Origin of the sequence: Enterobacter sp. T1-1, assembly GCF_000710795.1 — a bacterium.
Taxonomy (GTDB): domain Bacteria; phylum Pseudomonadota; class Gammaproteobacteria; order Enterobacterales; family Enterobacteriaceae; genus Enterobacter; species Enterobacter cloacae.
In genome coordinates this window covers 1-14950 of the sequence record NZ_JALW01000115.1, presented here as the reverse complement: position 1 = coordinate 14950, position 14950 = coordinate 1, and the positions used below count along the sequence as shown (strand labels likewise).

Here is a 14950-nt window from a genome sequence, read left to right as displayed (position 1 = left end):
TTTGTTAGCGCAACCAGTAGATCACACTTCATCGTGCTTTTCATTTTTCTGGGGAACCCTCAGCCCTGTGGGAGAGGGTTAGGGTGAGGGCAACAGGCTACGCCAGATCCCCCCCGTTACTCGCAATCACCTTCTTATACCACCAGAACGACTTCTTGCGTTTGCGCTCCAGCGTGCCGTTTCCGGCATCGTCGCGGTCAACGTAGACAAACCCGTAGCGCTTGCTCATTTCGCCCGTTGAGGCCGCCACCAGGTCAATGCAGCCCCAGGTGGTATAGCCCATCAGCGGCACACCGTCCTCAATGGCATCGCCCATCGCGCGGATATGCTCGCGCAGATAGCTGATGCGGTAGTCATCGTTAATTTCGCCGTTTTCATCAATGACATCTTTTGCGCCAAGGCCGTTTTCCACCAGGAACAGCGGTTTCTGATAACGGTCGTACATCATGTTCATGGTGATGCGCAGGCCGAGCGGATCGATGCCCCAGCCCCATTCGCTCACCTGAATATGCGGGTTGCGCAGGGATTTGACGATGTTCGCCGCATTGGTATTGTTCGCATTCATATCGGCCGACGCGCAGCGCGAGGCGTAATAGCTGAACGATACAAAATCGACGGTGTTTTTCAGCATTTCGTCGTCGCCCGGATCTTTCACAATCACCACCCCTTTTTCGCGGAACACGCGGGCGGAGTAGGCCGGATAGCTGCCGCGCGCCTGCACGTCGATGAAGAACAGGTTCTCGCGGTCCTTCTCCAGCGCCATCCATACGTCTTCCGGCTTGCAGGAGTAAGGGTAGAAATTCCCGCCCGCCAGCATGCAGCCGACCTGGTTTTCCGGGTTTACCTCGTGGGCGATTTTGGTCGCCAGCGCGCTTGCGACCAGCTCGTGGTGCGCGGCCTGGTATTTCACCTGATCTTCGTTTTCACCTTCTTCGAACACCAGCCCCGCGCCGGAGAACGGGCTGTGCAGCATGATGTTGATCTCGTTGAAGGTGAGCCAGTATTTCACCAGGCCGTTAAATTCTTCGAAACAGGTGCGGGCGTAGCGGGCAAAGAAATCCACCATCTTGCGGTTGCGCCAGGAGCCGTACTCCGTCACCAGATGCATCGGCACGTCGAAGTGGCACAGGGTGATCAGCGGCTCAATGTTGTACTTTTTGCACTCTTCAAACACCGCGCGATAGAAGGCAATGCCCTCTTTGTTCGGCAGCGGTTCGTCGCCGTTCGGGTAGAGGCGGCTCCAGGCAATCGAGGTGCGGAACACCGTAAAGCCCATCTCCGCCATCAGGGCGATGTCCTCTTTGTAGCGATGGTAAAAATCGATCGCCTCGTGGCTTGGGTAAAACTCGTCGTCACGCAGCGAAAAACGCTTTTCCTTACCAAGCTTCACCGCCAGGCGGTTTGCGCCGTGAGGGATCATGTCGACCGTGGTCAGCCCTTTGCCGCCTTCACGGTAAGCGCCTTCGCTCTGGTTGGCGGCAAGCGCGCCGCCCCATAAAAATCCTTGTGGAAAAACAGACATTTCTACCTCGTTATACGGTTAAACTTGTGCGGTTTTGGCCTGCACCGGCGCGCTCTGCAGGGCGCGGGCTTTTTCAGCCTCGTCTTCGACCGGGATATCTTCAAAGCCTAATATCAGGGTCAGCACGAAGGAGAGCACGACCGCCAGCGCCATGACGCCGAATACCCAGACAATGGTCATCGGGTTGGCCGGATCGAAGAACTGCACGCTGGTAAACAGCCCCGGCGCCGCCATTGAGTGGCTGGCAAGCCCCGCAATACCGGCCACCGCGCCACAGATAAAGCCGCTAATCAGGCTGGCAATCAGCGGGCGTTTCAGGCGAACCGCCACGCCATACAGCGCCGGTTCAGAGATGCCCGCCATGATGGCGGAAGCCGCCGCGGCCAGCGCCGTCTGGCGCAGCTCCGGGTTTTTCGTTTTCCATGCCACCGCCAGGGATGAACCGCCGAGCGACAGGTTGGCACCGATTTCCGACGGCATCACCATCCCCTCTTTACCCGTTTCGGCAATGGTCTGAATGATAGTCGGGGTAAAGACGCGGTGCATCCCGGTCATGACCAGCAGCGGCCAGAGCGCGCCCATGATCGCCACGGAGAGCCAGCCCAGATAGCCGTGGATGGTGTAGACCAGCGCGGAGATGGCGCTGCCGATCCAGATCCCCAGCGGCCCAATCAGCACGATGGCGAGCGGGGCGGCAATCAGCACGATCAGCATCGGCTTGAGGAAGTTTTTCGTCACCGCAGGCGTAATGCGATCCACCCAGCGTTCGATATACGACAGGCACCAGGTCATCACCAGCGCCGGGATCACGGTGTAGGTGTATTTCACCGCCGTCACCGGGATAAACGCGAATTCGACGTGCTCACCCTGCGCGGCTTTCGCCATCAGCTCGATAAAGCTCGGGTGCACCAGCACGCCTGCAATGGCGATCGCCAGCGACATGTTGGTTTTGAATTTCACCGCGGCAGATGCTGCCACCATCAGCGGCAGGAAGAAGAACGCCCCGTCGCCGATGACGGTCAAAATGGTGAGCGTCGGCGCGCCTTTCTCCAGCACGCCGGTCATCTCAAGGATCATCGCCAGCAGCTTGACCATCGAGCCGCCGATGATCGCCGGGATCAGCGGCGACATGGTGCCAATCAGCGCGTCGAGGATCCCGGCACCGATGCGGCGCAGGGTCAATTTCTGTGGGCCTTCCGGCACGGCAGGCTGCAGGTCGGTTGGCAGCAGGCTCACCACCTCACGGTACGCCTGAGAAACGGTATTGCCGATAATCACCTGGCACTGGTTGTCGTTACGTACCACGCCCAGTACGCCGCTGATATTTTTCAGACGTGCGGTATCGGTAGCGGTTTCGTCTTTCAGGACGAAACGCAGTCGCGTCATGCAATGGGTGACGGCGACGATGTTGTCTTTGCCGCCAAGCGCGCTGACAACGTCTTGCGCCAGCGCGGCATAATTTTTGGCCATCGGATGTGATCCTGTTGTCGTTGTGAGAGTATGTAGGAAACCGGTTCCACATAATCATCATGAGTTTCTTTGAATGAAACAAGATCGCATTTTGACCATTTTTTCATTTCGTGATGGCGATCACCAGACGGTTCAAAAAGCGTGAGCGCGTCGTTGCGACAATTGTTTTGCAGTGCAGTACACTGCGTGCCATCAGTATGAAAGGGAATAACAACATGACCACGATGCTTGAAGTGGCGAAGCGGGCAGGCGTTTCGAAAGCGACGGTTTCCCGGGTGCTGTCGGGGAATGGCTATGTCAGCCAGGAGACCAAAGACCGGGTGTTTCAGGCCATCGAAGAGAGCGGCTATCGCCCCAATTTGCTGGCGCGCAACCTGGCGACCAAACGCACCCAGACGCTGGGACTGGTGGTGACCAACACCCTGTATCACGGCGTCTATTTTAGTGAGTTGCTGTTTCACGCCGCCCGCATGACGGAAGAGAAGGGACGGCAGCTGATCCTGGCGGACGGCAAGCACAGCGCCGATGAAGAGCGCGAAGCCATCCAGTACCTGCTTGATATGCGCTGTGACGCGGTCATTATCTATCCGCGTTTTCTGAGCGTGGAAGAGATGGACGAGATCGTCGAGAAATACGAGCAGCCGATCATGGTACTGAACCGTCGCCTGCGTAAAAACAGCAGCCACAGCGTCTGGTCAGATCATAAAGCCTCCTGTCAGGAAGCGGTGTCACAGCTGATTGAGAAAGGGCACCGTGACATTGCGTTTATCACCGGCTCGCTGGATTCGCCCACGGGCGTGGAGCGTCTTTCTGGCTACAAAGATGCCCTGGCGCAGCACCAGATCCCGCTGCGTCCGACGCTGATCGCCCACGGCAAATGGAACCCGGCCAGCGGCGCGGCGGCCGTGTCTGAGCTGCTCTCGCGCGGCGAAACCTTTACCGCGCTGGTGGCGAGTAACGACGATATGGCGATTGGCGCCATGAAACAGCTTCACGACAGCGGCGTCGCCACGCCTGATGCGGTGTCGGTGGTAGGCTTCGACGATGTGGCGATTGCGCCCTACATCGTGCCCTCGCTCTCCAGCGTGCGTATTCCGGTTACGGAGATGATTAAAGAGACCATCAGCCGCCTGATTTTTATGCTCGACGGCGGCGAGTTTAAATATCAGCAAACCTTCTCGGGTGAGCTTATCCTGCGCGACTCTGTCATCGACGGCCCGCACCGCTGATGTCGACAGCTGTCATCGTCAGAAGTGACGATGACAGCCCCCGCGACATTTTCTAAATCACTATAAATCAACGAGTTAAAAACTGGCACGGTTTATGAATATCTCCGCGCATGACTGTAATGCTGGAGAAGCAGATGAACCGTTTTATTATGGCTGATGCCAGTAAATGCATTGGCTGCCGTACCTGTGAAGTGGCGTGCGTGGTGTCTCATCAGGCGGAGCAGGATTGCGCTTCGCTTACGCCAGAGACCTTTTTACCGCGGATCCACGTCATCAAAGGCGTGAATATTTCCACCGCCGCTATCTGCCGTCAGTGCGAAGACGCGCCGTGCGCCAACGTCTGCCCTAACGGTGCAATCAAACGTGAAAAAGGCTTTGTGCATGTGATGCAGGCGCGCTGTATCGGCTGTAAAACCTGCGTGGTCGCCTGCCCGTACGGCGCGATGGAGGTGGTGGTTCGTCCGGTGGTCCGCAACAGCGGCATGGGGCTGAATGTGTGGGCGGAAAAAGCCGAAGCCAACAAATGCGATCTTTGCTATCACCGTGACGCCGGTCCGGCCTGTATGGAGGCCTGCCCGACACACGCGCTGGTTTGCGTGGATCGCGATAAGCTCGAGCAGATGAGCGCCGAGAAGCGCCGTCGCGCAGCGTTCGATACCACCTCATCTCTGCTGTTCTGATCCGTCATGGGCGGTAACGGCGTACAGTTGCGGGTGCGTGGCAAGGTGCAGGGCGTGGGCTTTCGGCCCTTCGTCTGGCAACTGGCTCAGGCGCTGCAGTTGACCGGCGATGTCTGCAACGACGGAGAGGGCGTGCTGGTGCGCCTCGCGGGTAATGGGGGGCATTTCACCGCGAGGCTGCGCCAGGACTGCCCGCCGCTGGCGCGCATCGAGAGTATCGACACGCAGCCGTTCCACTGGTCAACGCTGCCGGAGACATTCACCATTCGCCACAGCGCGGGCGGAGCAATGGACACCCAGATTGTACCGGATGCCGCCACCTGTCCCGCGTGCCTTGCGGAGATGAACGATCCGCACGAGCGCCGCTATCGTTACCCGTTTATTAACTGCACCCACTGCGGCCCGCGTTTTACCATTATCCGCGCCATGCCGTATGATCGCCCGGCCACGGCCATGGCGCCATTCCCGCTCTGCTCGCCGTGCGAAACGGAATACCGCAACCCTGCGGACCGACGTTTTCACGCCCAGCCCGTGGCGTGCCCGGACTGCGGCCCTGAGCTTGAGTGGCGTGCGGCCGATCGGGTTGTCACCCGCGAGCTGGCGCTGAACGCGGCGGTGCAGATGCTGAAAAACGGTGGCATTGTGGCTATCAAAGGGCTGGGCGGATTTCATCTGGCCTGCGACGCGCTTAACCCGCAGGCGGTGGCAATGCTGCGGGCACGTAAGCAGCGTCCGGGGAAACCGCTGGCGGTGATGATCCCCAGCGCCGACGGCCTTCCGCAGCCGGTGCAAACACGGCTGCGCTCGCCTGCCGCGCCCATCGTGCTGATCCCTAAAGCCTGGCTGCCGAGCTTTCCGGACGACATCGCGCCGGGCCTGGATAGCCTCGGTGTGATGCTCCCGGCCAATCCGCTGCACCATTTGCTGATGCAGGAGACGCAACGCCCGCTGGTGATGACCTCCGGCAACCTCAGCGGCAGACCGCCTGCCATCAGTAATCCCCAGGCGCTGGAACAGCTCGCAGAGATCGCTGACGGTTTTCTGCTCCATAACCGCGACATCCTGCAGCGGATGGACGATTCCGTACTGGATCAGGACGGGGCCATGCTGCGTCGGGCGCGTGGATTCGTGCCGGATGCCATCACGTTACCCGCCGGTTTTAGCTCTGTTCCCTCTATTCTGGCGACCGGTGCCGACATGAAGAATACCTTCTGTCTGGTGCGCGGTAACCAGGCGGTGCTGAGCCAGCATTTTGGCGATCTCAGTGACGACGGTGTCGAGGCCCAGTGGCGTTCAGTACTGTCGTTGATGCAGCAGATCTACGCCTTTCAGCCAGAGCGGCTGGTGTGCGATGCCCATCCTGGCTATCACGCCCGGCACTGGGCACAGGAGCAGGCGCTGCCGGTCGATACCGTACTGCATCATCACGCGCATGCCGCGGCCTGCCTTGCCGAAAACGGCTGGCCGCTCGACGGTGGCGACGCCATCGCTCTGACGCTGGACGGGATCGGCATGGGCGAGCACGGCGCGCTGTGGGGCGGGGAGTGTCTGCGGGTGAACTACCTTGAGTGCGAGCATCTGGGCGGCCTGCCCGCCGTGGCGATGCCGGGCGGCGATCTCGCGGCCATGCAGCCCTGGCGAAATCTGCTGGCACACTGCCTGGCGTTTGTTCCTGACTGGCAACGCTACCCGGAAACCCGCGCCGTACGTTCGCAAAACTGGCCGCTTTTAGCGACCGCCGTTCAGCGCGGCCTTAACGCGCCGCTGGCGTCGTCCTGCGGGCGGTTGTTTGATGCGGTGGCCTGTGCTCTGGGTATTGAAACACAACGCTATGAAGGCGAAGCCGCCTGCAGGCTGGAGGCGCTGGCCGCGCAGTGCCCGGGTGTTGAACACCCGATGACGCTTCAGGTTGAAAACCTTGCGTTCTTCTGGCGGCAGTGGCTGGCCTGGCAGGCGCAACCCTGCGAGCGCGCGTGGGCCTTTCACGACGCGCTGGCAAAAGGGCTGGCGGGGTTAGCCCGACGCCATGCCCGACGCCTGTCGCTCTCTACCGTCTGTTTCAGCGGCGGCGTGTTGCATAACCGCCTGCTGCGGGCGCGTCTGCGTGCACACCTCTCTGATTTCACGCTTCTTTTTCCCCATCATCTGCCTGCGGGTGACGGGGCTATCTCCTTCGGGCAGGCGGTGGTTGCCGCAGCCCGGTCATGTTCAAAAAGGATGTAAAATGTTACGACGCTTACGCAATGAACCTCGCGCCGCGCTCCTGCTGCTGGCGCTGGTAATGGCTAATCTTCTGGCGTGGGGCTGGGCGTGGAACGCCTTTAGCAGCAGTTCTGCGTTAATGGCCGCAAGCCTGCTTGCCTGGTGCTATGGGTTGCGTCACGCGGTGGATGCTGACCACATCGCGGCCATTGATACCGTGACACGCAAGATGATGCAGCAGGGCAAGCGCCCCTCAGGCGTCGGGGCGTGGTTCTCACTGGGGCACTCCACCATTGTGGTGCTGGCTTCCATCGCCATAGCCGCGACGGCGACCGCGTTTCAGAAAAATATGGCCTGGTTTCATGAAACCGGCAGCCTGATTGGCACGGCCGTCTCCGCGACGTTCCTGCTGGCGATGGCGTTAGTCAATATGGTGATTTTGCGCGGCGTCTGGCGCAATTTTCAGGCGCTGAAAAACGGGCAGGCGGTGCAGGGAGACATCTCCCTCCCGGCGCAGGGCGGAATAATGAACTGGCTGTTTGGCGCGACTTTCCGCCTGGTCAACAAAAGCTGGCAGATGTATCTGGTCGGTTTTCTGTTCGGGCTTGGTTTTGATACCGCCACTGAAATCGGCGTGCTCGGGATCTCTGCCGCCAGCGCCTCAAACGGTATGTCGGTGTGGTCAATCATGATCTTCCCGGCGCTTTTCGCCAGCGGCATGGCGCTGGTGGATACCCTCGACAATCTGTTGATGGTGGGGGCTTACGGTTGGGCATTTAACAAGCCGCAGCGCAAGCTCTACTACAACATGACCATTACCGGTACCTCTGTGGTGGTGGCGGTGTTTATCGGCGGGCTGGAAGCGCTGGGGCTGCTGATGGATAAATTTGCCCTCAGCGGCGGCATCTGGGATCGCATTGGTGCCGTCAACGATAACCTCGGCAACGCCGGTTTTGTGGTGGTTGGGCTGTTTGTCGCCTGCTGGCTGATCTCCATGATCAACTATCGCTGGCGCGGCTACGACGCGCTGGTCATACATTCCTGAGTGCTGCGCTAAAACCATTGTGTTTGAGGAGTGAAATCGCCATGATGTCGTTCCGGTAAAGCGAAGCAGGGTGCCGTTTTGCTGGAAAAATGGAATGCATATCTTGCTGTTTATGAAGGTTTTCACTCTTTTATATTCAGTAAAATAATAAGTTAAGGACAGATGGCGATGATTTACCTCTTTTGTATTTATCTTGCTAATAGATTACGTAAAAAAAAGCCCCGGGACATCGGGGCTGCGGATAATAAAATCCCAGGGTTAAGTAAGCGTGGTAAAAGGTTAAGGGTTAAGCGGGCAGCGATTTCAGTAGCGCGAAAGCCTCCTTCATCCGATCTTCGCTAACCACGAAGGCGCGGAGCTGGCCATCGGCGTCAGAGCCGCGCGCGACCATTCCCTGAGCTTCCACAGCGATCTGCCAGTTCAGATCCTGGCGCTGGGTTTCACCTGCCAGATGCAGCGGCAACGCTGGCGTTTTCACCTTCACCAGCATGGCCGGTAATTTCAGTGGCGCGCTGTTGCCGAGCAGGTTTTTTGCCAGATACATGGCGCTAAGCTGGATCGGCTGCAGGAAAGGCAGTACCTGGCCGTTGATTTCCGCGCAGTCCCCCAGGGCGTAAATGTCGGGCTGCGTGGTTTGCAGGTAGCTATTCACCTTCACGCCACGGCCTGTTTCAGCGCCTGCGCGGTGCGCCAGCGCCGTTTCCGGGCGCAACCCCGTCGCGGCAACCACCACATCGACTTCCAGGCTGCGATTGCGGTCAAGCGTCGCGCGAATGCCGCCTTCGGTTTCGCTCAGATGTTGCAGTTGCGATTTCAACAGCAGATGCACGCCCATGTCGGTCAGACGGTGCTGTAAGCGACTACTTACTTCTGCAGGCATCAAGGCCGACAGAATGCTTGCCGCGTGGTCGACCAGGGTGACGGCTTTACCCGCCCGACAAAAATCCATTGCCAGCTCGGTGCCAATCAAACCGCCGCCAACAATCATTACCCGTTTTGCATCACGAAGCTTCGTTTCGCTGGCCCGATACTCCTGCTGGCTGTTGAGCGTCATCATCAGCTCGCGGCCGGTAACCGGCGGCACGAACGCAGAGGCCCCCGTCGCCAGCACCAGCTTGTCGTACTGCCAGGTTTTATCTTTCGCTTTTACCACGTGGGCATCGGCGTCAATATCGGTGACCCAGGTGTACGGAAACAGACGCAGGTTGAACTGCTCCGCGAACTCCCCCGCCGTCTGGCGGGTGAGATCGTCGGCGCGCTGGTTCAGGCTAATCACATGGCTTAAATCGGGCTTGTTGTACTCGTCCATGCTGTCGGCCGCGATCATCGTCAGCGGCACGTTAGCGTCCTGTTTGCGGATATTTTTCACCAGCTGGCGGGCGGCAAAGCCCGAGCCGATGATGACGATACCGTTGCTCATTTTGCCTCCGTTGCCAGTTCGTCAAAGACGTCTTTTCCGAGGGAACATTCCGGGCAGAGGAAGTTGTCCGGCACCTCACTCCACGGCGTACCTGGAGCCACGTCCTGCAACGGCTCGCCCAGTTCCGGGTCGTAGATCCACTGGCAGACGCTGCACTGCATGCGTGGACCGAGATCGGCGCCGGCTGCCCCGGCACAGGTTTGCGGCTGTTCGGCGGGTTGTGCTGCGACCTCAGGAAGCGGTGCAAGCGCCCACTGACGAGCAATATCGCGGCCGTGCTGACGACAGACTTCCAGCGCGTCAAGATCCGGACGCCATTTGGCCTTCAGGCTCATGGACATCTCAAAACCGGCATCCTGCAGGCGGGTGGAGAGACGATCTACCGCGCCGCCGCTCCAGCCGTGGGAGCCAAAGGCGCTGGCACGTTTGTTACGGAAGCGCAGGCCGGTCATCTCTTCCACCAGGCCAGCAATTTTCGGCATCATCACGTTGTTCATGGTGGAGGTGCCCACCAGCACGCCCTTAGAGCGGAAGACGTTGGTGAGGATCTCGTTTTTATCGCTGCGCGCCACGTTGAAGATTTTCACCGCCACGTTCGGGTCCACCTCGTTGATGCCCTGGGCGATGGCGTCCGCCATCATGCGGGTGTTGTTGGACATGGTGTCGTAGAAAATCGTGATGCGGTCTTCCTGATAATCCGCCGCCCATTTCAGGTACAGCTCAACGATCTGGGTGGGGTTTTCACGCCACACCACGCCGTGGGAGGTGGCAATCATATCCACCGGCAGGTTGAAGCCGAGGATCTCGGTGATTTTGGGCGTCACCAGACGGCTGAACGGAGTCAGGATGTTGGCGTAGTAGCGCTGGCACTGTTCAAACAGCTCGGTCTGATCCACTTCATCGTTAAACAGGCGCTCGTCGCAGTAGTGCTGACCAAAGGCGTCGTTGCTGAACAGCACCGCGTCGCCAGTCAGGTAGGTCATCATGCTGTCCGGCCAGTGCAGCATCGGGGTTTCTACGAAGATCAGCTGTTTACCGTTACCGATATCCAGCGTGTCGCCGGTTTTCACGGTGTGGAAGTTCCACTCCGGATGGTGATGGTGACCGTTGATGGAGTCGATGGCGTTGGTGGTGCAGTAGATCGGGGTATCCGGAATATGGGACATCAACTCGGTCAACGCCCCGGCGTGATCCTCTTCCGCGTGGTTGATGATGATGTAGTCGATGTCGTTCAGATCGATTTCACTGCGCAGGTTCTGCACGAACTCGCGGCTGAATTTATGATCGACGGTATCGATCAGTACGTTTTTACCTTCACGAATGAGATAGCTGTTATAGCTGCTGCCGCGCAGCGTTTTATATTCCGTTCCGTGAAAATCACGCACTTCCCAGTCACGTTGACCAACCCAATGAATGTTATTTTTAACCAGAATAGACATAGCAACCTCAAATAATACGGCGTGTTGAATAAGTTGTTTTGTCTATATCAACTTGCGTGCCAACTTTTATTTTGTTGATTTTTATGGGTTAAATTTTTTATGCCCCCGAATGGGTAGTCATTATGACTATCGTTAAAGGTGTCAATATGACACTATGTATTGTCAAAATGACAGCGAGGCAGACATGAGCTTTTCCGTAGACGTGCTGGCGAAAATCGCCATTGAACTGCAAACCGGCATCGGGCATCAGGATCGTTTTCAGCGCCTTATCTCCACGCTGCGCCACGTGCTGGACTGCGATGCTTCGGCGCTGCTGCGCTACGAGGGACGGCAGTTTATTCCGCTGGCCATCGACGGGCTGGCGCAGGACGTGCTCGGGCGACGCTTTACGCTGGAAGGCCACCCGCGGCTGGAGACTATCGCCCGGGCGGGTGACGTGGTGCGTTTTCCGGCAGACAGCGATCTGCCCGACCCGTACGACGGCCTTATACCCGGGCAGGAGAGCCTGAAGGTGCACGCCTGTATCGGCCTGCCGCTGTTTGCCGGACAAAACCTGATTGGGGCGCTGACCCTCGACGGCATGTCGCCGGACCAGTTCGATACCTTCAGCGACGAAGAGCTGCGCCTGATTGCGGCCCTGGCGGCCGGGGCGCTGAACAATGCTCTGCTGATTGAACAGCTGGAGAGCCAGAATATTCTTCCCGGCAGCCCGGCGGCGTTTGAACAGGTCGCGCATACGGAGATGATTGGCCTCTCGCCAGGCATGGTACAACTCAAAAAAGAGATTGAGATCGTCGCGGCATCCGATTTGAACGTGCTGATCTTCGGTGAGACCGGCACCGGTAAAGAGCTGGTGGCGAAATCCATTCACGAAGCTTCACCGCGTGCGGCCAACCCGCTGGTCTACCTTAACTGCGCCGCACTGCCGGAAAGCGTGGCGGAAAGCGAGCTGTTTGGTCACGTCAAAGGGGCATTTACCGGGGCCATCAGCAACCGCAGCGGCAAGTTTGAAATGGCCGATAACGGCACGCTGTTCCTCGATGAAATAGGCGAGCTTTCGCTGTCGCTGCAGGCCAAGCTGCTGCGCGTATTACAGTACGGTGATATTCAGCGCGTGGGAGACGACCGCAGCTTACGGGTCAACGTGCGCGTGCTGGCGGCAACCAACCGCGACCTGCGCGAAGCGGTGCTGAACGGCAATTTCCGCGCCGATCTGTTCCATCGTCTGAGTGTTTTTCCGCTTACCGTGCCGCCGCTGCGCGAGCGTGGGGACGATGTGGTGCTGCTGGCGGGTTTTTTCTGCGAACAGTGTCGGCTCAAAATGGGCTTGTCGCGCGTGGTATTAAGCCCGGGGGCGCGAGGCCATCTGCTGACCTACGGCTGGCCGGGTAACGTACGCGAGCTGGAGCACGCCATCCATCGCGCGGTGGTGCTGGCGCGGGCGACGCGCTCGGGGGATGACATCGTGATTCATGCGCGCCATTTTGCCCTGCATGATGAAAATATACCGTCCGTGAAGCCCGCTGCGCCTGAAAGCGTGAACGAGAATCTGCGTGAAGCGACGGAAGAATTTCAGCGTCAGATGATTACCCGCGCGCTGGAACAGAACAACCGCAGTTGGGCGGCGTGCGCGCGGGCGCTGGAAATAGACGTCGCCAACCTGCACCGGCTGGCGAAGCGTCTGGGACTGAAGGGTTAAATAATGCCTGCCTGGTAGAAATCCTGCAGGTTGATGGCGCCGCACAGGAGGCCAGCGTCATCCACCACCGGCGCGGCGGTGATTTTACGTTTCATCAGCACCTCTTTGGCTTCAATGGCGCGGCTGTTGGCATTCAGCGTTAACCCGCCAGAGGTCATCGCTTCTGAGACGCGAGCCTCCAGCTTGCCGCCGCCCACCAGCCAGCGGCGCAGGTCGCCGTCGGTAAAGACGCCTTTCACCTGGCGCGTATCGTCGCATACGGCGACCAGCCCCAGCCCGGTGCGGCTCAGCTCCAGCATCGCGTCCATCACGCTGGTATCGAGTTTGACCTGCGGGATGGCATCGCCAGAGCGCATCAGGTGGTGAACATTATTCAGCAGCCGTGCGCCGAGCGCCCCGGCAGGGTGTGAACGGGCGAAATCTTCTTCATTGAAACCGCGCGCCTGCATCACCGCCATTGCCAGCGCGTCGCCCATCATCAGGGTGTTGACGGTGCTGGAGGTGGGGGCGAGGTGCATCGGGCAGGCTTCACGCTCCACGGCAATATCCAGCACCGCTTTGGCCGCCAGCGCCAGCGGCGAGCGGGATTTACCGGTCATGGCCAGCAGGGCGATCGATTTTTCCTGCAGGCGCGGGATGATGAGGTCCAGCTCTTTGGCCGAGCCGGAGTAGGAGATAAACAGCATCACGTCGCGGCTTTCAATCATCCCCAGATCGCCGTGCAGGGCTTCTGCCGGGTGCACGAAGAACGCCGGTGTCCCGGTGCTCGCCAGCGTTGCGGCAATTTTTTTTCCGATGTGGCCGGACTTGCCGATCCCGGAGACAATCACTTTGCCTTCACACTGGATGATGGTGTTGGCGGCGCGGACAAAATCGTCGCCCAGCCGTTCCGGCAGGCGGCTGGCCTCTTGTAGCTCCAGCATCAGGGTCTGACGGCCTGCGTTTAACAGAAAATCACTCATCTTTTTCTCCCGTTACGATCACATCGATGCCTTTCTCTTCCAGCGCTTTTTTGAACGCCGGATCGATCCCTGCGTCGGTAATCAGCGTATCGACGCTTTCAAGGCTGCAGACAATGTTGGGGCTTTTACGGCCAAACTTCGAGGAATCCGCCATCAAAATCACCTCCCGGGCGGCGTTGCACATGGCTTTACTGACGCTGAACACCTCGTTGAACGTGGTGACACCGGCGTTCAGGTCGATGCCGTCGGTGCCCATAAACAGTTTGTCAAAGCTGAAGTGTTCAAAGGCATTTTCCGCCAGCTGGCCGTGAAAGGACGCCGATTTTTTTCGGAAGGTACCGCCGGGCATCAGAATGGTTTGTTCGCTGTCGAACTCTGCCAGGGCGTTGACGATGTGCAGACTGTTGGTCATCACCGTGATGTTGTTAAAGCGGTTGAGCAGCGGGATCATCTGCAGGACGGTGCTGCCCGCATCAAGAATAATGGAGTCACCATCATGGATAAATTTCACCGCGGCTTCGGCTATCAGCGCTTTCTGGTGGGTGTTGATCAGCGTTTTGTGATCGATAGGTGGGTCGGCTTCATCTTTGTTGAGCATCACCCCACCGTAGGTTCGAATGACCGCGCCTGCGTTTTCGAGCAATACCAGGTCCTTGCGTATCGTTGTGCCGGTGGTGTCAAAGTAGTGGGCCAGCTCTTCTACCGAGCATTTTCCCTGCTTTTGCAGATGCTCAAGAATGGCCGCCTGCCGCTGACGAGGTTTCATAGGCGCTTCGTTCCTTACGTTGCGAAATGATAATTTCGCAAGCTTATCGCGTTCACAACGAAATTATCCATGTTTCAATTTAAGCGCTAATGATAGTGCATTCTGACAGAGTGGATCGTGGGGGAAGATCACATCAGGCTGTAATTCCTGCAACGATATGCCGTTAATTGCCTGAATTTTCACCGGGCGGGCAAACACCGTCATCCCGCGCATGATGAGGGAGTCGCATACCCGATTCTGTTCATCCAGCGCAATTGCAACCACAACGCGCGGTTTAAAGCGCCCCCCGGAGCGCCCGACGCCCACGCGGCCCTTCTGGCACAGGGCGTCAAACGCGCGGTTAAACTGATGGATCTGCCAGCCGCCGAATGCCATCTGGCAGATCCAGGCGAGGGCGGCGACGGTGATGAGTGCGGTTACCATATCGGCTCCTTGTTATATTCCCTCTCCCGGTGGGAGAGGGGGAGGGTGAGGGCATCAGACTGCTCGATCAGAACATCACCTGCCCACCGGTGA

At 58.7% G+C, this 14950-nt stretch carries 12 protein-coding genes; 5 read left to right on the top strand and 7 right to left on the bottom strand.

Annotated elements, in window-relative coordinates; genetic code table 11:
* Positions 1-97 precede the first annotated feature (97 nt).
* Together AK59_RS0123295 and ascF are read right to left on the bottom strand one after the other, a co-directional pair.
* Positions 98-1522: a 6-phospho-beta-glucosidase gene (locus tag AK59_RS0123295; RefSeq protein ID WP_029883950.1), complete on the bottom strand. Its 1425-nt coding sequence runs from the start codon at positions 1520-1522 to the stop codon at positions 98-100.
* An 18-nt stretch (positions 1523-1540) separates the two neighbouring features.
* Positions 1541-2992 carry a PTS cellobiose/arbutin/salicin transporter subunit IIBC gene (gene ascF / locus AK59_RS0123290; protein WP_013098459.1) on the bottom strand — a complete coding sequence of 484 codons (1452 nt, stop codon included), beginning with the start codon at positions 2990-2992 and terminating at the stop codon, positions 1541-1543.
* A gap of 215 nt (positions 2993-3207) precedes the next feature.
* Here ascF and AK59_RS0123285 point away from each other — a divergent pair, with 215 nt between their 5' ends.
* The 4 genes from AK59_RS0123285 (at position 3208) to AK59_RS0123270 (ending at position 8148) form a co-directional block, all read left to right on the top strand.
* Positions 3208-4221, top strand: a complete 1014-nt coding sequence (locus AK59_RS0123285; RefSeq protein WP_029883949.1) for a LacI family DNA-binding transcriptional regulator — start codon at positions 3208-3210, stop codon at positions 4219-4221.
* A 134-nt stretch (positions 4222-4355) separates the two neighbouring features.
* Positions 4356-4901: an electron transport protein HydN gene (hydN, locus tag AK59_RS0123280; protein WP_029883948.1), complete on the top strand. Its 546-nt coding sequence runs from the start codon at positions 4356-4358 to the stop codon at positions 4899-4901.
* A gap of 6 nt (positions 4902-4907) precedes the next feature.
* The gene (hypF, locus tag AK59_RS0123275; protein WP_029883947.1) at positions 4908-7124 is read left to right on the top strand and encodes a carbamoyltransferase HypF; all 2217 of its coding nucleotides are present in this window, start codon (positions 4908-4910) and stop codon (positions 7122-7124) included.
* Position 7125: 1 nt separating this feature from the next.
* Entirely contained in the window at positions 7126-8148 is a 1023-nt protein-coding gene (locus AK59_RS0123270; protein ID WP_029883946.1) for a HoxN/HupN/NixA family nickel/cobalt transporter, read from the top strand.
* A 286-nt stretch (positions 8149-8434) separates the two neighbouring features.
* Here the strand turns inward: AK59_RS0123270 and norW are convergent, their stop codons facing one another.
* Positions 8435-9568, bottom strand: a complete 1134-nt coding sequence (gene norW, locus AK59_RS0123265) for an NADH:flavorubredoxin reductase NorW (protein ID WP_029883945.1) — start codon at positions 9566-9568, stop codon at positions 8435-8437.
* Complete coding sequence (norV, locus tag AK59_RS0123260) at positions 9565-11007, bottom strand: anaerobic nitric oxide reductase flavorubredoxin (RefSeq protein ID WP_029883944.1); 1443 nt, start codon at positions 11005-11007, stop codon at positions 9565-9567. The genes norW and norV overlap by 4 nt, the downstream gene beginning before the upstream one ends.
* A 184-nt stretch (positions 11008-11191) precedes the next feature.
* Between norV and norR the strand changes: the two genes are divergently transcribed.
* Positions 11192-12706, top strand: coding sequence for a nitric oxide reductase transcriptional regulator NorR (gene norR / locus AK59_RS0123255; RefSeq protein WP_029883943.1), 1515 nt, complete (start codon positions 11192-11194; stop codon positions 12704-12706).
* On the opposite strand, the gene gutQ is transcribed toward norR, so the two are convergent.
* The 3 genes from gutQ to gutM all read right to left on the bottom strand — a co-directional run bounded on the left by gutQ (position 12703) and on the right by gutM (position 14857).
* Positions 12703-13668, bottom strand: a complete 966-nt coding sequence (gene gutQ, locus AK59_RS0123250; protein ID WP_029883942.1) for an arabinose-5-phosphate isomerase GutQ — start codon at positions 13666-13668, stop codon at positions 12703-12705. The two genes, norR and gutQ, sit on opposite strands and share 4 nt — an antisense overlap.
* Positions 13661-14434: a glucitol operon DNA-binding transcriptional repressor SrlR gene (gene srlR, locus AK59_RS0123245; protein WP_013098449.1), complete on the bottom strand. Its 774-nt coding sequence runs from the start codon at positions 14432-14434 to the stop codon at positions 13661-13663. The genes gutQ and srlR overlap by 8 nt, the downstream gene beginning before the upstream one ends.
* A gap of 63 nt (positions 14435-14497) precedes the next feature.
* Entirely contained in the window at positions 14498-14857 is a 360-nt protein-coding gene (gene gutM / locus AK59_RS0123240; RefSeq protein ID WP_013098448.1) for a transcriptional regulator GutM, read from the bottom strand.
* Positions 14858-14950: the final 93 nt, after the last annotated feature.